Raw genomic sequence first — 24,442 nt, 5'->3', positions numbered from 1 at the left:
CCCGCTACGACAAGTTGGCCGTCCGGTTCCAGGCCAGCCTGACCATCACCATCATCTGCGAGTGGCTCTGACCGGCTTATGAAACACGCCTTAGTACTGCAACGGCAGTTGTCAGGGGTAGCCGCGTCGTCGGTAGTGGCAGGTTCGGGCTTGGTGTTGGCGTCGTCTTCGCCATCGTGACCAGGCCCAGACTCGCTCTGCTGGATGGATTGATCGCACTACGAGTGCGGTGAGCAGTCTTCGGATCTCCAGTACCGTGTAGCCGATCATCATGTCGTCGCTGGTGCTGGATCCCCTTTTGAGGTGAGGGATCGGGCGACGGAGAGCCATGCGTGTGCGGCCATGGACAGGGTGATGTGGGCGTACCAGGCTCGCCAGTCGCGGACCTGGTACTCGTCGAGGCCGGCTTCGTTCTTGGCCTGTTGGAAGCACTCCTCGATCGCCCACCGGGCCCCGGCGATGCGGGCGAGGTCGAGCAGGCGGGTGCGGCGAGGTCCGTAGCAGACGTAGTAGGCGATCTCGCCGGTGCTGATGCTGCGCCGGGCGAGCAGCCAGTGCCCGCGTCCGGGCTGCCAGCCGATACGCACCGGCACCCGCGCCCACCAGTACTCGCGAGGGCCGTGAGCGCCGGCGCCGGCGGACAACCGGCACCACGCCCGAGCCGGCACAGCAGCGATCAACTCGTCGGCCCGGGCGATGCCCATCGTGGTGGTGATCATGTCGTCGTTGCGGCGGGTCGCGACCACATAACCCACATCCCGGTGTTCCAGCCACAACCGCAGTGACTTCGACTGGCCGTAGGCCTCGTCCATGGTCACCCACCCCACCGGCACCCCGGCGTCGAAGGCTCGGGCCAGCATCGTCCGGGCCATTTGCACCTTCGTGGCGAACTCGACGTCGTCGGGGATCCCGGCGGCTCGGCACCGGTCCCGGTCATCGGTCCACGACGCCGGAAGGTACAGCTGCCGGTCGATCAGCGCGTGACCCTTCGACGAGCGGTAGGCCAGAAACGTCCCGACCTGGCAGTTCTCCGTCCGGCCAGCGGTGCCGGAATACTGCCGCTGCACCCCGGCCGACCGGGTGCCCTTCTTCAGGAACCCGGTGTCGTCAACGATCAACACACCAGCCGGGTCGCCGAGGTGCTCGATCACGTAGTCCCGCACGTCATCACGGACCGCGTCGACGTCCCAATCCGCCCACCGCAACAGCCGCTGCATACCGTCCGGCGACATATCCCCGGCCTGCTCAGCCAGGGTCCAGCCGTTCTTACGGCCCAGACCCGACACCAGGCCGCACAGGTACTGACGCACACGCCGCCGCGGCTCAGACCGGCGAAACCGAGGCCCGATCCGGGCATGCAGCCGGTCCAACTCGCCATGCCACTGATCGACATCAACGTCCGTCACAGGCAGACCAACGAACGCGAACCGAACCCGGTTCGCCTACTGCCGTTGCAGTACTAGGCCCGCCACCGTCCGGCGGGGTTCCGGCACGCCGCTCGGCCCGACACGCCGGCCGGCGCCGGCCGGCGTGCGGGCTGGTCGTCAGGCGGATCCGCTGGGAGCGGTACCAGCGGGGCGGCGACGCCCACCGTCCGATCGCTACACTCCCGGGAACGTCGGAGTCACCCACCGAATCGGACGGAGATGCCGTTGACCCGCGACAAGGCCGCACCCCCCGGAATCGATCTCACCGTCCCCAGCGTGGCCCGGGTCTACGACTACTTCCTGGGCGGCAAGGACAACTTCGAGGTCGACCGGCAGGTCGCCCAGCACGCCCTGCGGATCACTCCGGACGGGCCGGCCGCCGGCCAGGCGAACCGGGCCTTCCTGCGCCGGGTGGTCCGGTTCCTGGTCACCGAGGCGGGCGTCGACCAGTTCCTCGACATCGGGTCGGGGCTGCCCACCCAGGGCAACGTGCACGAGGTCGCCGTCGCGCACCACCCGGGCGCCCGGGTGGTCTACGTGGACAACGACCCGATCGTGCTGACGCACGGGCGGGCGCTGCTCGCCGCGGAGGGCACCGCGACGGTGATCCAGGCCGACATCCGGCGGCCGCAGGAGATCCTCGACGATCCGGACGTTCGCCGGTTCCTGGACTTCGACCGGCCGATCGGTCTGCTGCTCTTCGCGATCCTGCACCACCTCGGCGACGACGAGGACCCGCGGGCGGTGTCGACGGAGTTGATCGACGCGCTGCCGTCGGGCAGTTACGTGGCGATCTCGCACTTCCGCGATCCGGGTGAGCGGGACCCGGAGGGTTCCCGCAAGGCGCGCGAGGTCGAGCGGGTCTTCAACGAGTCGCTGGGCACCGGTCGCTGGCGCACCGACGAGGAGATCCTCTCCTTCGCCGACGGGCTCACGCTGCTGGATCCGGGGTTGGTCCCGCTGGCCGAGTGGCGCCCCGAGCCGGGCACGCCGGCGGCGAAGCAGACCGACACCTACCACACCTTCGTCGGACTGCTCGCCCGCAAGCCGTGAGGCCGTCGCCCCGGGGCGGTGGACAGGCGCGGCGGGGGGCCCGGCCCCCCCCCCGGGGGCCGGGGCGCCCCCCCCTCCCCCCCGGGGGGGGGCGGCGCCGGGGGGGGGGGGCCCGGGGGGGGGGCCCCCGCCCCCCCCGGGGGGGGGCCCCGGCGCCCCCGCGGCGACGGGACGCGGGTCAGGGGATGGCGGCGAAGGCGGCGGCCAGGCTGGTGGCCAGCTTGCCGTGACCGGCGGGGCTCGGGTGCGGCGACCCGCCGAGCGCGGTCACCTGGATGTCGGCGGCCAGGAACACCGGGGCGGGCTGCGCGCGTACCTTGGGATTGTTCTTGGGGATGCCTGCGGTGATGTCCGCGTTGAGGTTGTTGATCAGCGCGGCCACGGCGCCGACCCACATCGGGTCGATGAGTGGCTGGAGGACGGGTGTTGCGGCGGGCGGCAGGTAGCCGACCACCCAGCCCGGCGCGTACGAGCGGATGAGCCGCCAGGAGAAGTTGCCGATGTCGATGTTGGCCGGGTTGATGCTGTAGTAGAGCATCCAGACCAGCTTGTCGGCGCCGGCGCCGAGGATGGCGTTGACGGTGGCCGTCACGCCGGCGGTGATCCCCGCCGACTGGGCGGGCCCGTCGTAGCGGGGCACCTGGATGTTGACGAACCAGTCCGGTGAGAACGGCCACGGGTTGCGTACCCGCATCGTGCAGCCGCCGCCGTTGGTGACGATGCCGGCGCGTCCACCGGCCGCGGCCCAGTTGATCGAGCTGCGCGGGATCCCGTTGGCGCTGAACTCCAGGCCGCGGCACTTGATCAGTTGGCTGAGCACGGTGGTCCAGTTGGTGTTGTTCACGCCGCCGGTGGTCACGTGGTAGGCCTTGTGACCGTCGGCCTTGGCCTTGGCGATGCGGGCCGCGGCGAGCGGCACCGGGGCCAGGGCGGGCTTCCACGGGTTGCCGCAGGCGTCGGGCGTGCCGGCCGGCGCGCCGAGCATCTTCGTCGTGTCGAAGCCGGTGCGGGCCATGTTGTGGTAGTCGATGACGTTCGGGTTCGCGGTGTAGTAGCCGTTGACGTAGCTGAAGATGCCGTTGTTGCCGGTCAGGTTGCGCTGGTCGGCCGAGGTGTTGTCACACCTGCCCATGCCGTAGCCGAACTGGTGGTGGGCCGAGGTCACCGAGTCGCCGGTGGCGGTGAGCACGATCGGGTGGGCCTTGTCCGGGATGCCGCCCGGCGGGCGGCAGGCGATCCGGTCCGCTCGCGCGTCGTCGAGCGGGCTGCCCTCCAGGCGTACGCACTCGTCGGCGGGCGGCGGCGCGGTGGGGGTGGGGCCGCCGGTCGGGGTCGAGGTGGGGCTGGGGCTGGCCGTCGGGTCGGGGGTGATGGTCCAGGTCGGGCTCGGGGTGGGGCCGGCGGTCGGACCGTCCGTCGCGCACGGGCTCGGGGTGGTCGACGGCGTCGGCGTGGCCGGGGTGGCGGTCGCGGTGGTCGTGGCGGTCGCGGTGGTCGTGGCCGGGGCGGTGGTCGTGGCGGTCGCGGTGGCGAGGGCGCCTGCCAGCCGGTCCGTCGTGACGATGGTGCCGGGCAGGGCGGTCACCGGCGGCGCGACGGTCCGCGTCGGTGTGGGACCGCCGCTCGGCGTGCCGGTGGGTGTCGCGGTCGAGGTCGGGGAGGGGCTCGTCGAGGGCGCGGTGGTCGGCGTCGGGGTGGCGCAGCGCTCCAGCCGGAGCTGTTCCAGGGTCGCCACCACGTCGGGCGGGAGCGGTTGCCCCTCGGGCACGCACGGATCGAGTGTCCACTCGGTTCCGTCGAGCACGCGTACGCAGGGGCCGGCGAGTTCGGTGGTGGATTCGGCGAGCAGGCGGGGCGGGTCCGGCACGGCCGGCGCCGCGAGGGTCATCGCGGCGGTGAGCGCCGCCGCCAGCAGACCGCCGGTGGCGGCCGTGACGGCGGCTCGGGGGAGAGGTGGCGAAGAGGCACGGGGCACGGGGAACCTCCGGATCTTCGGGTGCGGGCGTCGACGTCGCCCGCCACCCTCCTTACCCCGTCCCGGCCAAACATATAGAGAAGCGCCGATTAATTCGGCGCGTCGGTGGGGCCGGCTAGCATCGCCGGGTGATCGAGGAGCTGATCGACAGGGCCACCGGTGGCGACGACGACGCGATCGAGGAGCTGGGCGCGATCGCGGACGCCGATCCGGGCAGGCTGACGCCGCACCTCGGCGCGCTGCTCGACGGCGACGTGCTGTGGCCGGGCCGGCTCTACCGGGCGGCCGACGCCGAGGTGGTCCGCCGGGTGGTCGAGCGCGTCGACGGCGGCGCGACCCCGAGCCGGCTCAACCAGTTGCTGGTGATCCTGGCCCACTCCGGTCACCCGGTGGCCGAGAGCGCCCTGCGCCGGTGGTCGGCGCGGCGGCCGGCCGGCGCGGACAGGCTGCACGTCGACGCGCTGGCCTACGCGCGGGAGGGCGGCTGGACGGTCGGGTCGGACGGGCGCCGGCGGGACCTGTGCGGCGACGCCGCGTACGCCTGGGTCGTGGGTCCGGCGCGGCGTCGCGCCGACGGCACGGCCTGTCCGTGGTGCGCGTCGCCGCTGTGGTCCGCCGCGGAGCTGGACACGGCGGACCCCGCTGTCGGCGCGGCGCTGGCGCACACCGGCTGGTCCGGGCGGCTGCTGGTCGAGACCTGCCACTTCTGCGCCTGCTACGCGACGCTGTTCAGCCGGGTCGACCCGGCCGGCGGCAGCGTCTGGTGGTCCGGCAACGCCCGTCCGAGCTACCTCGGGGTCACCGAGCCGGAGGACCCGCCGGCGTCGGCGCCGGTCCCCGGGGAGCGTCGGTCGAGCCCCTACCAGGCCAGCGCCTGGGCGCGGGGCGGTTCGACGCTGGGCGGCCGGCCCGACTGGATCCAGGACGCCGAGCACCCCGACTGCCCCGGCTGCGGCGAGCCGATGGACTACCTGGGTCTGATCGGCGGCGCCGACCTGGACGACTACGGCGAGGGCGCCTACTACCTGCACCTGCACCAGCCGTGCGGGTTCGCCGCGGTCACTTACCAGCAGAGCTGACGGCAACCGGCGTCCCGGCGGAAAGGGTTGGCGGACCGTAGCGGCCGTTGCTAGGTTGCGGAGGCCGTGCGAGAGACCGAGGAGGTGGTACCCGTGGACGTTACGACGTGGGTGCTCCCCTCCGGGGTCACGGTCGGGCGATAGGTCGTCCGGGAGCGCCGTTCTCGAGCACTCCCGAAAGGCACGACCATGCGATTCACCACTGAGCGGCGCCTGGACGACGGCGTCCTGGAACGCGAGTTCACCCTCGGCGACGTTCCCGGCTACCTGTGGACGCCCGCGTCCGCCTCCCCGTCCGCGCCGGTGCCGCTGATCCTGCTCGGCCATCCGCCGCTCGGCCTGAGCCGGATGTATCCCCGCCTGGTGGCCCGGGCCCGCCACGCCGCCGCGGAGGGCTTCGCCGGCGCCACCATCGAACTGCCCGGCAGCGGTGACCGGCCAAGCTGGCCGGCACTCGACCAGGCCCGTGCCGACCTGCGCCGGACCATGGCGGCCGGTGAGCCGGTCGACGACGAGATCGTCGACGCCCTCGTCCTCCCGCTCGTCGACCGGGCGGTGCCGGAGTGGCGGGCCGCCCTGGACGCTCTCCTGTCGCTGCCCGAGGTCGGCGGCCCGGTCGGATACTCGGGCGGCGTGATCTCGGTCGGCGTCCGGCTCGCGGTGGTCGAGCCGCGCATCGTGGCGGCCGGCCTCTTCGCCGGGAGTCTCGTGCCGCGCGTCATCTTCGAGGAGGCCCGGCGGGTCACCATCCCGCTGCACGTCCTCCTGCAGTGGGACGACGAGGGCAACGACCGGCAGTCGGCCCTGGACCTGTTCGACGCGTTCGGCTCCGCGGAGAAGACGCTGCACGCCAACATGGGTGGGCACACCGGGGTGCCGGAGTTCGCCGGGGAGGGCGTGGCCCGGTTCTTCGCCCGCCACCTGCGCTAGCCGTGGGTGGGGCGCCCGTCCGGCACCGGCGGGCGCCCCGGCTCGGCGGTGAGCACCGGGAGCAGCGCGGCGGCGACCTCCCGTGGCCGCTCCTCGTGCACGAACAGGCCCGCGCCGGGGACGGTCACCAGATCCGCCCGGGGGAAGGTGGGCACCATCCGCTCGGCCCAGGCGAGCGGGAAGAACGGGTCGCGGTCACCCCAGACCAGCCGGACCGGCACGTCGATGCGGGCGTGCAGGGCGGCGAGTTCGTGGACGAGGCGGGGCTCGAAGCTGCGCAGCACCCGGACGGCTGCCCGCCGGCGGGCCGGGATCCGGTGCAGCGGGCGGAGGAAGAACTCGTCGAACTCGCCGTCGAGGAGGCGACGGTCCGCGAACGCGCCGCCGAGCACCAGCGGCTGTCGCCGGATCCGTGGTGATCCGACCGCCCAGCCCAGGCCCGCCGCGAACCCGGGCAGGCGACTCGCGGCGAGGAAGGCGCGGAACCGTCCGTTCAGCCCGGCCGGCTGCTCGGTGTTCAGCAGCGCCATGGCGCGTACCCGGGGGTCGGCGGCGAGCGCGTGGCGGGCGATCAGGCCGCCGCTGTCGTGCCCGACGACCGCGAGGTCGTCCAGGCCCAGCAGGTCGGGCAGGGCCCGGACGGTCCGGATGTGCCGGGCGACGCTCAGCTCGGTGGTGGCGTCGAACCGGCTCGATCCCGCTCCGGGCAGGTCCACGACGTGGCAGGTGACGTGCGCGGCCAGGTGGGGCAGCAGCGACCGGAAGGTGGCGCCGCTGACCGGCCAGCCGTGGACGAACAGCACGTCCGGCCCGTCGCCCACCCGGCGGTAGGCGACGCTGCCGGCGCCGACGTCGACCAGGCGCTGCGGTGGGCGACGGAACAGGTCGACGACCTCCGTCGCGGTCATGTCGGGCATCACGGCCTCCGTGTCAGAAAAATTGTAGTGGTCACTGAAAACTCTTCGTCGCACCGGTGCCGGATCGCCGGGCGCTGGTCCGGGCCGCCTGGGCGGTGCTCGGCCGACCGGCGGCCGACCCCGTGTTCGCGTTGTTCCTCGAAGCCAACGGCCTGGCGGCGAGCGGACGAGCCCCGTACCGGACGGTCGTGCCGCGCCTGGTCGAGGAGTGGATCGTCTGGGCCGGTGAGCTGCTGCCGGACGACGTCGGCCGGCGGGCGGAGGCCGAGGCGGCCATCGCCCTCATCGACGGTCTGCTGCTGCGCCAACTCGCCGGGCCGGAGGCGGCCGACCGCGCCGCCGGGCGGATGGGGCTCGCCTAGGACCCGGACGCCGGCGACCGGGCGGCGAAATCCTTTTACAGTCTTTCGCCGCTTGTAAATATTTATCGCCGTCGTGATACTGGTGCTGGTCCGGTGACCGTCCGGACCGGACCGGCCGGTCGGTGACCGGTCGCGTCACCCTCGTGGACGAGGAGCGCCGATGCGGACCACCCTCCGACGCCTCACCGGCCGACTGGCCGTCGTGGTGCTCACCCTGACCGCCGTCCTGGTCGGGCCGGCCGCCGCACACGCCGCCGCACCGGCGTGGCCGACCCTGGGCGCCGGCATGTCCGGCGCGACCGTCGCCTCGGCGCAGTTCCTGCTCCGGCACCACGGCCAGACGTTGACCGTGGACGGCGCGTTCAGCGCCGGCACGACCGCGGCGACGCAGGCGTTCCAGAGCGCGAACGGCCTGACCGCCGACGGCGTCGTCGGCGCGCTGACCTGGTCCCGGCTCGTCGTGACGCTGGACCCGGGCGCGAACAACAACGCGGTACGCGCGTTGCAGACCGCATTGAACAAGTACGGGTACGGGCTGACCGTCGACGGGGCCTGGGGCGCCGCCACCACCGAGGCGGTGACCGCCTTCAAGGCCGGGCGCGGACTCACCGGCGGCACCACCGTCGGCGCGACCACCTGGCAGTGGCTGCTCGGCGGCGGCGGAGGCGGGGGCCTCTACGCGCCGGTCATCGACCGCTCGGTCCTGCCCCGCTCGGAGTACGACGACCCGCACCACGACTACCCGGCGATCGACCTGCCCACGGTCACCGGCGTGACCACGTACGCGATCACCGCCGGCACGGTCGGCTACGCGGGCGGAGGCTGCGGCAACGGCCTCGGCATCACCGCCGACGACGGCGCCTACTACCTCTACTGCCACCTGTCGTCACGGGTCGTCGCGGCCGGGGCGCGGGTCGTTCCCGGGCAGGTCGTCGGCTACACCGGCGCCACCGGCAACGTGACCGGCCCGCACCTGCACCTGGAGATCCGGGTGAACGGCGCCAACCGGTGCCCGCAGCAACTCCTGCTCGCCGTCTACGACGGCGCCGCCGTCCCGGCGCCCTCGGCCCTGCCCGCCACCGGGTGCTTCTACTGACCGGCGGGGCCGCCGCTCGGCGGGATCACGCGCGGTAGCCCGCCGCCTGGAGCGCGAACAACTCGGCGTACCGGCCGCCGGCGGCGACCAGGTCGTCGTGGCTGCCCTCCTCGACGAGCGCGCCGTCGTGCAGCACGAAGATCCGGTCGGCGTGCCGGACGTTGGCCAGGCGGTGCGTGATCAGGATGGTGGTGGCGCGCCCCTGCCGCTCCCGGATCGCCTGGAACAGGGCCTCCTCGGCGCGCGGGTCGAGCGCGGAGGACGGCTCGTCCATGATCAGCAGGTCGGCGTCGCGCAGGAAACCCCGGGCCGCGGTGATCCGCTGCCACTGCCCGCCGGAGAGGTCCTGGCCGTGGGCGAACGTGCGGTCGAGCAGCGTCTCGTACCCGTACGGCAGCTCGGTGATCATCCCGTGGGCGGCGGCCCGGTCCGCGGCGGCCTCGATGCGCTCCCGGCGGGGTTCGCCGCCGACGTCGCCCAGCGCGATGTTGGTGGCCGCGGTGAACGGCCAGCGGTGGTGGTCCTGGGTGACCACGGCGATCCGCGACCGCAGGTCGTCGGTGTCCCACTCGGCCAGCGGTCGCCCGTTCCAGCAGACCGCGCCGCCGGTCGGCGTGCGCAGCGTGGCGATCAGCGCGGCCAGGCTGGTCTTGCCGGAGCCGTTCTCGCCGACGAGCGCCACCGTCTCGCCGGCCCGGACGGTGAACGTCACGTCGCGCACGGCGCTGTCGTCGCGCCCGGGGTAGCGCAGGCCGGCGTGCCGGACGCTCAACTCGCGCAGCGGCCCGGGACGCTCGCCGCCCGGTGCGTCCGGCAGGTAGGCCGCCGCGCGGGTCAGGAAACCGGTGTAGTCGGCGAAGTGCAGGCCCTCGGTGTAGACCTTGTCGGCCTGCGTGGTGGCGGTGGTCAGCGAACGCTGCGCGGCCTGCAGGGCGAGCACGCAGGTCGCGGCCGCGGCGAGCGGGATGTGCCCGCCCACCAGCAGCAGCCCGAGCAGCAGGTAGACCGCCCCGGTCGCCACGCCGCCGGTCAGCGAGCCCACGGTGGTGGTCGTGGTGACCCGGCGGGCGAGGGTGAGCTGGACGTCGGTCTCCGCCCCCATGACCCGGTCGTACTGGTCGAGCAGGAACCCGCGCAGCCCGTAGGACCGCAGCTCCGGCGCCGAGACCCGCTCGGCCATCAGGCGGTGCAGGATCCAGATGCGACGGCGGCGCACCGAGCCCGCCGCGTACGTCCGGTACTGCAGGTGACCGGCCCGCAGCGCGGCCCACGCCCGGGGGAGCGTGGCGAGCAGCAGCGCCGGCAGCAGCAGCGGGTGGATGACCACCACCGCCACCGCGACGGCGACCAGCCCGGCCACGCCGGCCAGCAGGTTCGTCGCGGCCTGCACGAGCCCGGTCGCCGACTCCGGGCCCCGCGACGCCCGTTCCATGTCGTCGGCGAACGCGTCCGCGTCGAACGCCTCCAGCCGCACCGCCGTGCTGGTCTCGAACAGGCGGCGCTCCACGTCGCGGCTGACCCGCGGCGTCAGCCCGTTCTGCGCGTACCCGGTGACGATGCCCAGGCCGGCGCGGAGCGCGGTCGCCCCGGCCAGCGCCCCGAGCGCGGGCAGCGCGGCGACCACCTTGTCGGCGGTCGGGCCGCCGGCGAACAGCTCGACGAGCACCCGCTGCGTGGCCAGCAGCCCGAACGCGGCGAGCAGCGCGCCGCCGACCGTCGCGGCGGCCACCGCCGCGGTGCGGGCCCGGTCCGCCCGCCAGCTGATCCGCGTCGCGGCGGCGACCAGGCGGGGCAGCTCGGCCAGCACGGTCAGCAGGCCGGCCTCGGCCCGGGCCCGCAGGCCGGTCTCCCACCACATCTCGCGCAGCTCCGGCAGCACCGACTCCGCGACCGGCGGGCCGCCCCCGGAGGTACGCGGGCCGGCCCGCCGGTCGTCCGCGACGACGGCCTCGCTCATCGGCACGTCTCCTCCCGCCGCCGCCCGGTTCGCGCCGGGACCCGGGCTGGAGGTCGAGAGTAGAGCATCGCCGGCGTCGATGCCCGGACACCCTTCGTTATCACCTCCTCATTCTTAGTGATTGCTTAGCGCCCTGCGCTAGCGTCCCGAACAGCCCAGGGGCCTCTCGGCAACCAGGCCGTCGTGCCCCGCTACCCCGATGGAGGCGACATGACCCAGAGACTGCAGGCGACCCTGCTGGAACTCGCGCCGCGCAGCGGCGGACCGGCCACCGTGGAACCGCGGATCCACTTCGAGGAGGTGCAGCAGTCGCTGCACTCCGCCAACCGCTGCCCGTACACCTGCGGGCCGTGCACCGACCGCTACAGCGACCGGTGCATCGCCACCGGACGCACCGTCTGATCCCGGCCTGACCGCCCCACGCCGCCCGAGGAGGGAGACTCCCGTGTCCGACTGGGAACCCGCGCCGTTCATCCAACGGCTCGTCGACGAACGGTACGGCGGCCGGTTCACGGTGCGCCTCGGGCCGCAGTGGTGCTACGTCGACCGCGAGGGCGTGCGGCTTCCGGACCACGGCTGGAAGCTGCACGTCTCCTCGCGGGCCGGGGACTTCCCGGCGCTCGCCGCCCGGGCGGTGCCGTTCCTGCTCGACGCCGGGTGCAGCTTCAAGCTCGCCAGCAGCGGCGACGTGCTCACCGGCCTGAACTACGGCATCGACTCGCCGGCCACCGTCGGCAAGGCGATGACGATCTACCCGGAGCCGGACCGGGTCCGCGACCTCGGCCTCGCGCTGGCCGCGCTGCTGCGCGGTCACCCCGGCCCGCGGGTGCTCAGCGACCGCCGCGTCGCCGACGACGCCCCCGTCTACTACCGCTACGGCCCGTTCGTGGCCCGCTGGTACCGGGGCGAGCGCGGACGCCTGGCGATGCGGATCCCGGGACCGGACGGGGAGTCGTTCGACGCCGTCGCCGACCTGGACTACCGCCAGCCGGACTGGGTGAGCGACCCGTTCCGGCCGGAGGACGAGGAGACGCCCGCGCTGCTCGGCGACCGCTACCGGCCGGAGCACGGCCTCCAGCGCACCGCGCAGGGCAGCGTCTTCCGCGCCCGGGACACCGCCACCGACCGGGTCGTCGTGGTCAAGCAGGCCCGGGCGTACGTGGGGGACTCCGGCAACGGCCTCGACGCCCGCTCCCGCCTGCGCAACGAACGCCGAGTGCTCACCGCCTGCGACGGCGTGCCGGGGGTGCCCGGGTTCGTCGACCACTTCGCCCACGGCGAGGACGAGTTCCTGGTCACCACCGACGTCGGCGAGCAGGATCTCGCCTACCGGGTCGGCAACCGCGGCGCCATGCTCCGCGCCGGCACACCGGTGTCCGCCGAGTTCACCCGGACGGCGGGGGAGCTGGCGCGTACCGTGCTGGCGCTGCACGAGCGCGGCGTGGTCATGCGCGACATCACCCCGCGCAACGTGGTGCTCGGCCCGGACCGGGCCCACCTGGTGGACTTCGGCATCTCCGCCCTGGACGGGCTGCACGTGCCCGGCGGCACCCACGGCTACGCCTCCTGGGACCAGATGCGTGACGGTCCCGCCGCCGTCGCCGACGACCACCACGGGCTCGGCATGACCCTCGCCTTCGCCGCCACCGGGCTGGCGCCGGTCGTGGCCGAGACCGAGCGCGGCCTGTCGGCGCTGCGGATGTCGCAGTCGCTGGAGCGCATCCTCGGCCCCGCGCACACCGCCTTCACCGACCTCGTCGACGACCTGCTGCGGGGCACCCCGGAGCGGGCCGACGCCGCGCTGCGGGCGCTGGCCGGCGAGCGGTGGGCGACCGGAGCCGCGCCGGCCCGCCGCCGGGCGGCGCCGCACGCCGACCCGCTCGCGGTCGAGCGGCAGGTGCGCGACGAGCTGATGCGCGACGTCGAGCGACGGCAGTTGCGGCAGCCGGCCTCCGCGTTCGCCAACGTGGACGGCAGCGTCTACACCGGCAGCGCCGGGGTCGGCCTGGAACTGCTGCACCACCTGGACGCGCCGGGCGTGCCGGAGCTGCTCGACCGGCTGGCCACGCACACCGTGGCGGCCAACGCCCGCACCGACGTGCCGCCCGGACTGTTCCTCGGCTCCACCGGCAGCCACCTCTTCCTCGCCCGGCTGCGGCAGGCCGGCTTCGACGTGACGCTGCCCGCGATCCCGGCGGTGCCGTACGACACCGACGACGAGCACGACGACATCATGACCGGCACCGCCGGCGCCGGCCTCGGCCACCTCCACCTGGCCGACGTGCTGGACGATCCGGCCCACCTCGACGCCGCCCGCGCCTGCGTCGACCGGCTCCTCGGCAAGACCGGGATGACGCTGTCGGTGACGCTCGACGCCGGGCTGCCCGAGGAGATCGACACCGACCCGACGGCCAGCTACTCGCACGGCCGAGCCGGGCTCGTCGACCTGTTCCTCGGGTACGCCGCGCGCACCGGCGACCCGGGCGTGCTCGCCGCCGCCGGGGAACGGTCCCGGGAGCTGCGCGAGCGGACCGAGGTGCTTGTCGCCCGCGCCCGCGACCCCCGCGCGATCCCGCTGTCGGTGTCCTGGTGCCAGGGCCTCGCCGGGATCGGCCGGACCCTGCTGCACGCCGCCGAGGTGCTGGACGACGCCCGGTTCACCGAGACCGCCGTGGCGGCGGCCGACGCGTGCGCCGACTGGATCCCCCGCCTGGCCAATCTCGGCCAGTGCTGCGGCGTGACGGGTGTCGGCGGGTTCCTCGTCGACTGCGCCCGACACACCGGCGACGACAGGCACCGGCGGGCCGCGCACGCGGTCGTCGCGCACCTGCTCACCCGCAGCCACGGGCCGGACGACGCGCCACGGTTCGTCGACGCCGACCGGCAGGACGCGCCGTGGTCCTGGGCCACCGGCAACGCGGGTGTCCTCAGTTTCTTCCGCCGGCTCAACCGGCCCGACACCCCTGAGGTGGTGCCGTACAGCCACCTGCCGCGCGGCCGCGCGGGGGAGCGCTCCGCACTGGTCCGCGGCTGAGCGTCGCGGCACTAGACTGTCGCGGTGGCCGACCGGACCCCTGGAAAGATCGACTTCAGGAGGACGCTCGACGCCTACCGGGCGCGGCGGGGCCAGTTCCGGACGGTCGACGTGCCCGACACGCGTTATCTCATGGTCGACGGGCACGGCGACCCGAACACCTCGCCAGCCTTCACCGAGGCGATCGAGGCGCTCTACCCGACGGCGTACAAGCTGAAGTTCGCCAGCAAGCGGGCCCTCGGGCGCGACTACGTCGTACCGCCCCTGGAGGGGCTGTGGTCGGCCGACGACATGGCCTCCTTCACCACCGCGCGGCAGAAGGCCCGATGGCGCTGGACGCTGATGCTGATGGTCCCCGACTGGATCGGCGAGGCCATGGTCGCCGCCGCCGTCGCGCAGGCGGCGGCCAGGAACCGGCCGGCGCGCCTGGACGACGTCCGGCTGGCGGGGCTGTCCGAGGGGCGGTGCGTGCAGACGTTGCACGTGGGCTCGTTCGACGACGAGGCCGACGTGCTCGCGCGACTGCATCACGAGTACGTCCCCGACCACGGGCTGCGCCTGGCCGGCACCCACCACGAGATCTACCTCAGCGACTTCCGACGGGTCCCGCCGGAGCGGCGACGCACCATCCTCCGGCAGCCCGTCGCACCGGCGCGGTAGCACCGGAGGACGCCGACCTGCCTGCTGTCGTCGGCGCCGCCGCTTCCCTCCGTCGCGCACGTCGGTGAGACTGGGGCCGCCACCTAGTCGCACCGAGGGGATCCATGGAGCCGTCGACCACGCAGTACGCCGCAGCGGACGATCCGGACCCGGACGGGCGGCCGGCGGCGCTGCGGCTGTCCGGCCTGCACAAGCGGTTCGGCTCGACCACCGCTGTCGACCACGTCGACCTGGTGGTGCCGCCGGGCTCGTTCTTCGGGCTGGTCGGCCCGAACGGGGCGGGCAAGACGACCTCGTTGTCGATGGCGGTCGGGTTGCTCCGCCCGGACGAGGGCACCTCGCGGGTGTTCGGGGTGGACGTGTGGTCCGACCCGGTCGAGGCGAAGGCGTTGCTGGGCGTGCTGCCCGACGGACTGTCCATGCCGGAGCGGCTGACCGGGCGCGAGCTGCTGACGTACCTCGGGCAGTTGCGCGGCATCGAGGCCGGCGTGCTGGCCGGCCGGGTCCAGGAGCTGCTCGACGTGATGGAGCTGGGCGCTGCCGAGCGCACCCTGGTCGTCGACTACTCGACAGGCATGCGCAAGAAGATCGGGTTGGCCACCGCGCTGCTGCACGGGCCCCGGCTGCTGGTGCTGGACGAGCCGTTCGAGGCCGTCGACCCGGTGTCCGCGGCCGCCCTCAAGGCGATCCTGAACGGGTTCGTCGCCGCCGGTGGCTCGGTGGTGCTCTCCAGCCACGTGATGCCGCTCGTCGAGCAGTTGTGCGACACCGTCGCCGTGATGGCCGCGGGGAAGGTCGTGGCCGCCGGCCCGCTCGCCGAGGTGCGCGGCGACGCCACCCTGGAGCAGACGTTCGTCCGGCTGGTCGGCGGCGACGAGCACACCCGGAGGGGACTGTCGTGGCTGGCGTCCTGATCCGGATGAAGCTGTCGATCATCAGGAACTCGATGACCGGTGGCCGGGCCGCGTGGATGCTCGTCGGCGCGGTGCTCGGCCTGCTGTTCGCCGCCGCCACCGTCTGGCTCTCCCTGGTCGACCTGCCGAACGACGACGTGCTGGGCGACCTGCTGGCCGGGGTCTTCGGGATGTGGACGCTCGGCTGGCTGATCGGTCCGCTGTGGGGCGGTTCGGCGGTGCTGCGCGCCGACCACTTCACGCTGCTGCCGGTGCCGCGCCGCCGGCTCGCGGTGGGACTGCTGGGCGCGGCGTTCGTCGGGATCACCACCACGGTCACCGCGCTGGGCTTCGTCGCCCTGATCACGTACGCGGCGCGGCAGGGCCTCGGCCCGGCGCTGCTGGCGGCGCCGGTCGCGGCGCTGCAACTGGTCTTCGTGGTGCTGCTCTCCCGGGTGGTCCACGCGCTGTTCGGCGTGGTCGCCGCGTCCCGGCTGGGCGCGGCGGTCACCGGCGTGCTGTTCGCCGCGATGCTCGTGCTCACCCAGTCCGGCTGGATGATCGTCGTGGCGGTGATGTACTCCGACGTCCTGGAGACCGGGTTCTCCCACCTCACCACCGTCGTGCTGCGGGCGATCCCGTCGAGCTGGGGCGTGGTGGCGGTGGACGCCGCCGGGCGCGGCGACTGGCCGCTCGCGCTCGCCGCGCCGGCCGGCCTGGCCCTGCTCTGCGCGCTGCTGCTGCTCGTCTGGTCGGTCGAGCTGGGCACCCCACGCCGCGCCCGGGTCACCGTGCGGGGCAGCGCCGGGCGCGCCCCGGTCGGCGGCGGCCCGCTCGCCGGCACGACCGGCGCGGTGGTCCGCAAGGAGCTGCGCACCTGGTGGCGTGACCCGCTGCGCACCACCACCGCCGTGGTGCCTGTCGTCTGGGCCCTGGGCACCGTGCTGCTGCCGCTGACCTTCGACGCGCGGATCCTGCTGCCCTGGGCCGGTCCGGCGGTCGCGCTCTTCGCGATCACCTCGGCCTGCAACCTGTACGGCCAGGACGGCACCGCGCTCTGGCAGACCCTGACGACCGGCACCGAACGCGCCGACGTGCGCGGCCGGCAGTGGGCGTACCTGCTCGTCTTCGCGCCGCCGGCCGTCGTCCTGGGCGTCGCGTGCACCTGGTGGAGCGGGCTGGCCTGGACCTGGCCGTGGGTCGCCGCGGCGGTGCCCGCCCTGCTCGGCGGCGGCGCCGGGCTGATCGTCCACTCGTCGGTGTTCGGCCTGGTCCCGGGGCCGGACGCGCACAAGCGGCCGAGCAACCCGCTGGAACGCGCCGACACCACCGGCCGGTCCAACGTGCTGTTCTGGGTCGGGCTGCTGCCGCCCGCGCCCGCGCTCGCGCTGGTGTATCTCGGCACCCGGCTCGACCTTGCGTGGCTGACCTGGGCCGGGGTGCCGGCCGGCGTGCTGACAGGTGTCGCGGTCGCCTGGGCGCTGGGCGCGGCGGCGGCCCGCAAGCTCGGCGCGGACGGGTCCGACCTGCTGCACACCATGCGCACCGGCCGGCCCGCAGTGGTCCGGACCGCCGCCGGCGTGGCCCGCCGGGGCGGCACGGTCGAGGGACTGAGCTGGGGTCTGGGCTCGATCCTGCTGATCCCGCAGGGGATCGTCCCGCTGGTCTTCATCCTCTCCGGCATCCGGGCCAGGTCCTGGTTCCTGGCGATGTACGTGCGGCCGGCCCTCGGCGTGCCGATCGCCGTGGCGAGCATCCTGGCCGGCGTCACCCTGTACGCCCGGGCGCTCATGACCCGGGTCGACAACCGGGCCGACGCGCCGGCAGCGGCCCGGGACCGCGACCTCGAATCGGTCTGACCGGCGACCGGCCCGCCGGCTGTCGATCCGAGTCGTGAGACATGTTGGCGATCATCGATGTATGGGCGGCATGGTCGAGGCATGACAGGCGTCTTCCCGTCCCCGTCCCCGTCGCTCCGCCGGCCGCGCCCCGGTCCGTTGGCCGCCGTCGCGGTGTCGGCGGCGGTGCTCGCCACCGCGCTGGTCGCCGTGCCGGCCGCCGACGCCGGCACCGCCGCGCCCGCCGCGTACCCCCGGGTCGCCCCGGCGCCCGGCGGAGCGGCGGCGCCGGCCGCCGAACCGACGCCGACCACGGCGGCCAGCACGCCGAACACCTCGCCGTTCCCGCCGAGCGCGCCCACGAACCTGACCGCCACCGCGGTCCGGACCGGGTCGGTCACCCTCACCTGGACGGCCGCCACGCCCGGCTGCTGCGCCATCGCCGGTTACGACATCACCTACTACCAGGCGTTCGACGACGTCATCTACAGCGCCGGCGTCGGCGCCGTCACCACCACCACGATCACCAACTACCTCCAGCCGGGCCGGCAGTACTCGTTCCGGGTGGCCGCCCGGGACACCCTCGGGCACCGCTCGGCGTCGACCGACCCGCTGACCGTGGTCACCCCGGTGACCGACACCGGCCCGGACACCACCCCGCCGAGCGCCCCGCGGGACCTGACCGTCGGCGAGGTGACCCCCTCCACCGCCACGCTGTCCTGGTCGCCCTCGACGGACGACGTCGGCGTGCTCGGCTATAACGTCTACCGCTTCGACGGCTGGTTCTCCTCGACGCTCGTCGCCACCGTGCCGGGCACCACCTACACCGCGTCGCTGCCACCCTCGACGCCGCTGCGCAACCTCTACTACGTCCGGGCCCGGGACGCGGTAGGCAACGTGTCGATCGCGTCGAACACGGTCACCCTGCCCACCACGTCCACCCCGACGCCCCCACCACCGTCGACCTGCCGGGTGACCTACCGCAACCAGTCCGAGTGGTCGGGCGGTTACGTGGCCACCGTGACGGTCCAGAACACGTCCACGACGGCCGTCGACGGCTGGATCGTCACCTTCGGCTACCCGGGCGACCAGCAGGTCACCTCGGCGTGGAACGCCACCGTCGGCCAGACCGGGGCGACCGTCACCGCCCGCAACGTCGACTGGAACCGCGTCCTCGCGCCCGGCGGCTCCGCGACGTTCGGCGTCCAGGGCCGCTGGGGCGCCAGCGACGCGCCGCCGACCGGCTTCTCGCTCAACGGCGTCGGCTGCGCCGTCGGCTGAGCGAGGCGAAGGAGTCCCATGAAAACCCTCGTACGCCGCCGCCCGCGAGCCCGGATCGCGGCCGTGCTCGCCGGCGTCCTCGTCGCCGACGCCACGCTCGGCGCGGCCCCCGCGCCCGTCTCCGCCGCGAACACGCTCACCATGCGCGGCGCCGACATCTCCTCGCTTCAGCGCAGCCTCGACCTGGGCGCCCGCTACTACGACGCGGGCGGGACGGCCCGCGACCCGCTGGACATCCTGACGTCCGTCGGCGTCAACTACGTCCGGCTGCGGGTGTGGAACAACCCGCCCAGCGGCTACAACAACAAGAGCAGGCTGCTGGCCCAGGCGCGGGCGGCCAAGGCCAAGGGCCTGAAGGTGCTCGTCGACTTCCACTACTCCGACACCTGGGCCGACCCCGGCAAGCAGTACAAGCCGGCCGCGTGGGTCGGCCACAGCCTGAGCCAGCTGCGGACCGACGTCTACGCCTTCACCTACGACGTCTGCACCAGCCTTCGCGGCCAGGGCACGCCGCCGGACAGCGTGCAGATCGGCAACGAGATCAACGTCGGGATGCTGTGGAACGAGGGCAAGGTCGTGAACAACGACTTCGCCCCGCTGGCCGGGCTGCTGAAGCAGGGCTACGACGCCACCAAGGCGTGCGGCGGCGGCATCCAGGTGATGATCCACACGGCGGACGCCGACAGCAACGCCAACGCCCGGTGGTTCTACGACGGCATCCGCGCCCAGGGCGTGCGGTGGGACGTCACCGCGCTGTCCTACTACTGCATGTGGCACGGCAGCCTCTCGAACCTCTACCAGAACATCGTCGACCTGCGCGGTCGCTACGGCAGGCCGGTGGTGATCGTGGAGACCGCGTACCCGTTCACCCGCGACGACGCCGACGGCGAGCCCAACGCGATAGGCGACGCCACCTGCGACGGCATCCCCGCGACCTGGTCCGGGCAGGCCCAGGAGTTCGACTGGGTGCAGAACACCGCCCGTAACGCGGGCGCCGTCGGCGTCTTCTACTGGGAACCAACCTGGTACGCGGTCCGCGGCAACGGATGGGACCCGGCCGACATCGACGGCACCGGAAACCAGTGGGACAACATGGCCGTCTTCGACTGGTCCGGGCGGATCAACCCGCGCGTACGCTGGACGCCCTGACCGTCACGGACGCGCGTGTCATGCTCGGAACGGTGACCGCCGAACCTCCACAGCACGTTCGTCCCCGCCGCCGGGCGGCCCGCGCGGCGGCTGTCGTCGTCGCCCTCGCGGCGCTGGTCGCCGGCGCGGTGCTCGTGGTGCCGCTGCTGACGCGCCAGGGTCCACGGCCGGCGTTCCAGCTCCCGGTGGCCTGCGGCGAGACGTGGCGGCTGTCCACCTATCCCGGGCACGACGACTACGACGTCGACCTGTACCCGACCACCGGTGCGGCCTGGGGCCGGCCGGTGCTGGCCTCCGCCGACGGCACGGTCGGCGTGGCCGGGATCAACGGCTCGCTCGGCGGCCGGACCCCGCAGGACCCGGACGTGCCGAAGGGCCGCGGCGGCGGCTACTGGGTCACGATCGACCACGGCGGGAAGTGGGAGACGCAGTACCTGCACCTGCTGGAGCCGCCGCTGGTGCGCGCCGGGCAGCGGGTGGCCCGCGGCCAGCAACTCGGGCGGGTCGGCAGCACCGGCGACTCCGGCGCCCCGCACGTGCACTACGAGCAGCGCCGGGGCTGGACGAAGGTGGAGACCCACTTCGACGGCGTGCCGTCCGGGATCACCTCCGACGACCGCGAGCGGACGGTCCGCCGCACCAGCGCGAACTGCCCGTAGCGGCGGCGCCGAATTCGGTGGCGACGGCCGCCTGTGGCGTGTGAGCCTGGTGACGGCACACCGCCGCGACCACCACGACAAGGAGAGACGATGCGAGCAGATTCCACGCCCCGGACCCTGACCCGTCCTACCGTGGAGTTCTGCCTTGGCGTTGTTGAACCTCGGAATCGTCGCCCATGTTGACGCCGGAAAGACCAGCCTGACCGAGCGCCTCCTCTACGAGGCGGGCGCCGTCGCCGAGCCGGGCAGCGTGGACGCCGGCACCACCCGCACCGACTCGATGGAGCTGGAACGCCGGCGCGGCATCACCATCCGCGCGGCCGTCACCTCGATCACGATCGGTGACCTGCGCGTCAACCTGCTGGACACCCCCGGCCACCCCGACTTCATCGCCGAGGTCGAGCGGTCGCTCGCCGTGCTGGACGCCGCCGTGCTCGTGGTGTCGAGCGTGGAGGGGGTCCAGCCGCAGACCGTCGCGATCTGGCGCGCGCTGCGCCGCATCGGCGTACCGACGGTGTTCTTCCTCAACAAGGTGGACCGCCGGGGTGCCGACGTCGACCGGGTGACGGCCCGGATCCACGAGCGGCTCGGTGCGCGTCCGGTTCGGCTCAGCACGGTCACCGGCCAGGGCACCGGCGAGGCCCGGGTACGCGCCGTTGCCCTCGACGCCGAGCCGGTCGTCGCGGCCGTGGCCGAGGTCGACGACGCGGTGGCGGCGCGCTGGCTGACCGACGAGCCGGTGCGCGCGCGCCAGGTCCGACGCGCGATCCGCCACGCGGTGCGCCACGGCGACCTGCACCCGGTGGCGTGCGGCTCGGCGATCACCGGCGCCGGCGTACGGCACCTGTGCGACCTCCTCGCGGACCTGCTGCCGCGGGGCGCGGAGCGCGACGGCCCGCTGGCCGGCACGGTCTTCGCCGTCGACCGGGACGGGCAGGGCCGGCGGGCCTGGCTGCGGTTGTGGTCCGGGCGGCTGCGGGTGCGCGACCGGGTGCGCCTGGCCGACGCCCGCCCCCAGACGGTGACCCAGATCGCCGTCATCGAGCCCGCCGGCGTCCTGGTCCGCCCGTCGGTGTCCGCCGGGCAGATCGCCGCGGTACGCGGGGTGTCGGCCCGGATCGGCCAGCACATCGGGGAGCCGCCGCGACGGCACGCCTACCGGTTCCCGCCGCCGACCCGGCAGGCGGTCGTCGAGCCGGTCGAACCGGCGCAGCGCCTGGCGATGTTCGCCGGCCTGGCCGAACTGGCCGACGAGGACCCGCTGGTGGACCTGCGACTCGACGAGGCGCAGGCGGAGGCGGTGATCCGCCTGCACGGCGAGGTCCAGAAGGAGGTGCTGGCCGCCCTGATGGCGGACCGGTACGGCGTCCGGGTGCGCTTCTCCGGCACGCTCACCTCGTGCATCGAACGGGTCGTCGGCGTGGGATGCGCCGAGGAGCGGGTACGCGAGCGCGGCAACCCCTACCTGGCCGGGCTCGGGTTGCGCATCGAGGCCGCCCCGATCGGACACGGCGTCGAGTTCCGTCCCGGCGTCGAGCCCGGCCGGCTCCCACCCGCCTTCGTCGCGGCCACCGAGGAGGGCGTGCGGGCGGCGTTCCGCCAGGGCCGGCACGGCTGGCCGGTCACCGACTGCGTCGTCACCATGACGGCGTCCACGTACTGGCCCCGACAGAGCCGGCCGCACCAGAAGTTCGACAAGTCGATCTCGACCGTGGCGGCGGACTTCCGCCACCTCGCCCCGGTCGTGGTCGCCGCGGCGCTGCGTACCGCCGGCACCCGGGTGTGCCAGCCGATCGAGCGGTTCGACGTCAACCTGCCGCAGCACACGGTGGAGGCGGTGCTGGCGTTGCTGGGCCGGCGGGGCGCGATCGTGCACGACACCGCGCTCGCCGGCGGCTACCTGGAGGTGAGCGGCACCCTGCCGTCGGCGCGGATCCCGGAGGTCGTCGCCGCGCTTCCCGACCTGACCGGTGGTGAGGCGGTCCTGACCACCACCTTCGACCACTACGCGCCGGTCACCGGGGAGGAGCCGCCGACGCTGCCCCGCCGGGGACCCGACCCGGACGACCGGGAGGTCTGGTTCCGGGCCGTGCCGCGGTAGGGCCGGCTACGGAGTCGGCTGCTTGATCGCCGTCAAAGCGCTGGTCAGGGGGCCGGTCTCCCCGGGTCGGGCTCGTGACATGATGGCGTCCATGGGAAAGCGGCAGGACGTCGGCGATGGCAGCGCGGCAGCGACCGGCGGCGGTGTCGATGCCCGGCTCGCCCTCGCGCGGGACCCCGCCACGACACACGTGACCCTCATCGACCTGGCGGCCGACCCGTCGGCCGTGGTCCGCAAGGCGGTGGCGACCCGCACCGACGCGCCGGCGCAGGCGCTACGACCGCTGACCCGGGACCACGACCGGCACGTCCGGGAGGCCGTGGCGAGGAACCCCTCGACCTCGGTCGGCAATCTCCTCCGACTGGTCAAGGACGCCGACCGGTGGGTCCGCTGGGCGGTCGCCGGCAACCCTGCCTGCGACGAGTCGGTCCGTCGGGTGATGGCCGAGGCTCCCGACAAGGAGCTGCGCGGTCTCCTCGCGGAGACGCGCGAGCTGGAGCCCGAGCTGGCTGCGCGGCTGGTCGGCGACGTCTCGCCGGAGGTCCGGGAACGGCTCGCCACGCACACCCACGACCCCGACGTCATCACGGCCCTGATGGCCGATCGGACCGCCCGCGTACGCAAGGGGCTGGCCCGTAATCCGCGAACCACCACCGCCCAGCGCAGCGCGCTCGCCCAGGATCCGGTGGTGGACGTCCGCGTCGCGCTGGTGCTCGCGGTCGAGTTGGACGAGGTGGACCTGCGACGCCTGCTCGACGACCGGTCGGTGCAGGTCCGGGTGGCGATGGCGCGGTCGGGGGTGGTGCCGGCGCACATCCGGCAGGCGCTCGCTCGCGATCCCGACGAGATGGTCGCCGACGTCGCGCGCGCCGGCACCTGACCCACCGCTGCTGACCGGCGCCGGCGCGCCGTCGGTCACGACGAGGAGGGCAGGGCTCCGTCGTCGCCCGCGCCGGCGACGTCGACGATCGTGACCGGGGTGCCGAGCTGGACCGTGCGGGACACGGTGCAGAGCCGGTCGTGCGACTGCCGCAGCGAGCGCGGCAGCGCCTCACGTGCCCGGTCGCCGTCCGGTCCGGCCGGGAAGGTCACGGTGAACTCCACCCGGATGTCGCGCATCCGGTTGCCGCCGGACTCGTCCTTGGTCTTGTCGCCGCTGACCACGACGGAGAAGCCGTCCGGCTCGGCCCGACGACTGGTGATGTGGTCGACGTCGACGGCGGTGCACCCGCCGATGGCGGCCAGCAGCAGTTCCACCGGGGTGAAGCTGTCGCCCTGGCCCGAGCCCATGGAGATCGACCCGCCGCGGGCGTTGCGGACGGTGTAGCTGGCCAGGCCGGTGCGCTCGATCTCCACCGAGCGGAACGTGTCGTCACTCATGACCACGAACCTACCGAGGCCCGCCGGACGCCGGACGCGATGCCCGGGCCTCAGTGCGGGCTGGTCCGGACCCGGGCGTCCGCCCAGGCCGCCTCGCGCAGGGTGGCGAGGATGCGTTCCTGGCCCCGCGGGTCCTGCCGGTCGATGAACAGCACCCCGTCGAGGTGGTCGGTCTCGTGCTGGATGCAGCGGGCCAGCAGGCCGGCGCCGACGATCTGCACCGGGTCACCCTGTTTGGTGAACCCCCTGGCCGCCACGTTCATCCGTCGTCTGGTGTCCAGGTAGATCCCGGGAATGGACAGGCAGCCCTCGGGCCCGTCCTGCTCCTCGTCGTCGGGGAAGTCGAGGCCCGGGTTGACGAGGTGGTCGAGCCGCAGCTCGTTGCCGGGCAGGTCCGGGTTGATGGCGAAGACCCGCAGGCCGACACCGATCTGCGGCGCCGCCAGGCCGGCGCCGCGTGCGGCGGCGAGCGTCTCGCCCAGGTCCCGGACCAGCGTGGCCAGCTCCGCGTCGAACGTGGTCACCGGGTCGGGGGCCCCGCCCCGAACACGCTGGCCCCCCCCACCCGGGTACCCCCCCCGCCAAGGCGCCCCCCCCCCCCCCCCCAAACCCGGGGCCAGGCGGTGGCCGCCGGGTGGTAGGGCCCCACAA

20 protein-coding genes and 1 pseudogene are annotated in these 24,442 nt (G+C 74.0%); 15 read left to right on the top strand and 6 right to left on the bottom strand.

All coding sequences use genetic code 11. The annotated features are described in order from the left end of the window. Positions 1-111: 111 nt before the first annotated feature. A pseudogene (locus tag ACIA5A_RS29680) lies at positions 112-1,406 on the bottom strand (IS701 family transposase). A 246-nt stretch (positions 1,407-1,652) separates the two neighbouring features. Between ACIA5A_RS29680 and ACIA5A_RS29675 the strand changes: the two are divergent. Next, positions 1,653-2,480, top strand: coding sequence for an SAM-dependent methyltransferase (locus tag ACIA5A_RS29675; RefSeq protein ID WP_396767883.1), 828 nt, complete (start codon positions 1,653-1,655; stop codon positions 2,478-2,480). A gap of 178 nt (positions 2,481-2,658) precedes the next feature. On the opposite strand, the gene ACIA5A_RS29670 is transcribed toward ACIA5A_RS29675, so the two are convergent. Beyond that, positions 2,659-4,455 (bottom strand): hypothetical protein, encoded by a 1,797-nt coding sequence (locus ACIA5A_RS29670; protein ID WP_396767881.1) that lies wholly within the window; start codon positions 4,453-4,455, stop codon positions 2,659-2,661. 128 nt (positions 4,456-4,583) lie between these two features. On the opposite strand from ACIA5A_RS29670, the gene ACIA5A_RS29665 reads away from it, so the two are divergent. Together ACIA5A_RS29665 and ACIA5A_RS29660 are read left to right on the top strand one after the other, a co-directional pair. Beyond that, the gene (locus ACIA5A_RS29665) at positions 4,584-5,534 is read left to right on the top strand and encodes a hypothetical protein (protein WP_396767879.1); all 951 of its coding nucleotides are present in this window, start codon (positions 4,584-4,586) and stop codon (positions 5,532-5,534) included. A 189-nt stretch (positions 5,535-5,723) separates the two neighbouring features. Next, the gene (locus ACIA5A_RS29660; RefSeq protein WP_396767877.1) at positions 5,724-6,464 is read left to right on the top strand and encodes an alpha/beta hydrolase; all 741 of its coding nucleotides are present in this window, start codon (positions 5,724-5,726) and stop codon (positions 6,462-6,464) included. On the opposite strand, the gene ACIA5A_RS29655 is transcribed toward ACIA5A_RS29660, so the two are convergent. After that, on the bottom strand, positions 6,461-7,381 hold the full coding sequence (locus ACIA5A_RS29655) for an alpha/beta fold hydrolase (protein WP_396767875.1): 921 nt from the start codon (positions 7,379-7,381) through the stop codon (positions 6,461-6,463). The genes ACIA5A_RS29660 and ACIA5A_RS29655 overlap by 4 nt on opposite strands. Positions 7,382-7,437: 56 nt before the next feature. On the opposite strand from ACIA5A_RS29655, the gene ACIA5A_RS29650 reads away from it, so the two are divergent. Continuing rightward, positions 7,438-7,743, top strand: coding sequence for a hypothetical protein (locus ACIA5A_RS29650; protein ID WP_396767873.1), 306 nt, complete (start codon positions 7,438-7,440; stop codon positions 7,741-7,743). Positions 7,744-7,903: 160 nt separating this feature from the next. Then, the gene (locus ACIA5A_RS29645) at positions 7,904-8,839 is read left to right on the top strand and encodes a peptidoglycan-binding protein (RefSeq protein WP_396767871.1); all 936 of its coding nucleotides are present in this window, start codon (positions 7,904-7,906) and stop codon (positions 8,837-8,839) included. 25 nt (positions 8,840-8,864) lie between these two features. Here ACIA5A_RS29645 and ACIA5A_RS29640 read toward each other — a convergent pair whose 3' ends face one another. After that, positions 8,865-10,796, bottom strand: coding sequence for an ABC transporter ATP-binding protein (locus ACIA5A_RS29640; RefSeq protein ID WP_396767868.1), 1,932 nt, complete (start codon positions 10,794-10,796; stop codon positions 8,865-8,867). 210 nt (positions 10,797-11,006) lie between these two features. On the opposite strand from ACIA5A_RS29640, the gene ACIA5A_RS29635 reads away from it, so the two are divergent. From ACIA5A_RS29635 to ACIA5A_RS29590, 10 genes are all read left to right on the top strand, one after another. After that, positions 11,007-11,198: a hypothetical protein gene (locus ACIA5A_RS29635; protein WP_396767866.1), complete on the top strand. Its 192-nt coding sequence runs from the start codon at positions 11,007-11,009 to the stop codon at positions 11,196-11,198. Positions 11,199-11,241: 43 nt separating this feature from the next. Continuing rightward, positions 11,242-13,830, top strand: a complete 2,589-nt coding sequence (gene lanL, locus ACIA5A_RS29630) for a class IV lanthionine synthetase LanL (protein ID WP_396767864.1) — start codon at positions 11,242-11,244, stop codon at positions 13,828-13,830. Positions 13,831-13,854: 24 nt separating this feature from the next. Continuing rightward, positions 13,855-14,490, top strand: a complete 636-nt coding sequence (locus ACIA5A_RS29625; protein WP_396767862.1) for a GyrI-like domain-containing protein — start codon at positions 13,855-13,857, stop codon at positions 14,488-14,490. A gap of 104 nt (positions 14,491-14,594) precedes the next feature. Then, a complete protein-coding gene (locus ACIA5A_RS29620) occupies positions 14,595-15,404 on the top strand; it encodes an ABC transporter ATP-binding protein (RefSeq protein WP_396767860.1) in 810 nt (269 codons plus the stop codon). Continuing rightward, positions 15,389-17,242 (top strand): hypothetical protein, encoded by a 1,854-nt coding sequence (locus ACIA5A_RS29615; protein ID WP_396767858.1) that lies wholly within the window; start codon positions 15,389-15,391, stop codon positions 17,240-17,242. Before ACIA5A_RS29620 ends, ACIA5A_RS29615 begins: the two co-directional genes overlap by 16 nt. A gap of 81 nt (positions 17,243-17,323) precedes the next feature. Continuing rightward, positions 17,324-18,502, top strand: coding sequence for a cellulose binding domain-containing protein (locus ACIA5A_RS29610; RefSeq protein ID WP_396767856.1), 1,179 nt, complete (start codon positions 17,324-17,326; stop codon positions 18,500-18,502). An 18-nt stretch (positions 18,503-18,520) separates the two neighbouring features. Further along, positions 18,521-19,651 (top strand): arabinogalactan endo-beta-1,4-galactanase, encoded by a 1,131-nt coding sequence (locus ACIA5A_RS29605; protein WP_396767854.1) that lies wholly within the window; start codon positions 18,521-18,523, stop codon positions 19,649-19,651. Positions 19,652-19,671: 20 nt separating this feature from the next. Continuing rightward, positions 19,672-20,310, top strand: coding sequence for a M23 family metallopeptidase (locus ACIA5A_RS29600; RefSeq protein ID WP_396767852.1), 639 nt, complete (start codon positions 19,672-19,674; stop codon positions 20,308-20,310). Positions 20,311-20,455: 145 nt separating this feature from the next. After that, positions 20,456-22,411: a GTP-binding protein gene (locus ACIA5A_RS29595; protein WP_396767850.1), complete on the top strand. Its 1,956-nt coding sequence runs from the start codon at positions 20,456-20,458 to the stop codon at positions 22,409-22,411. A 91-nt stretch (positions 22,412-22,502) separates the two neighbouring features. Next, complete coding sequence (locus ACIA5A_RS29590; protein ID WP_396767848.1) at positions 22,503-23,291, top strand: hypothetical protein; 789 nt, start codon at positions 22,503-22,505, stop codon at positions 23,289-23,291. A gap of 35 nt (positions 23,292-23,326) precedes the next feature. On the opposite strand, the gene ACIA5A_RS29585 is transcribed toward ACIA5A_RS29590, so the two are convergent. Further along, positions 23,327-23,791: an OsmC family protein gene (locus tag ACIA5A_RS29585; protein ID WP_396767846.1), complete on the bottom strand. Its 465-nt coding sequence runs from the start codon at positions 23,789-23,791 to the stop codon at positions 23,327-23,329. 50 nt (positions 23,792-23,841) lie between these two features. Then, entirely contained in the window at positions 23,842-24,315 is a 474-nt protein-coding gene (gene def, locus ACIA5A_RS29580; RefSeq protein WP_396767844.1) for a peptide deformylase, read from the bottom strand. Positions 24,316-24,442 lie beyond the last annotated feature (127 nt).

The organism is Micromonospora sp. NPDC051300, assembly GCF_044455315.1.
GTDB lineage: Bacteria > Actinomycetota > Actinomycetes > Mycobacteriales > Micromonosporaceae > Micromonospora > Micromonospora robiginosa.
This window is presented reverse-complemented; position numbering and strand designations above follow the sequence as displayed.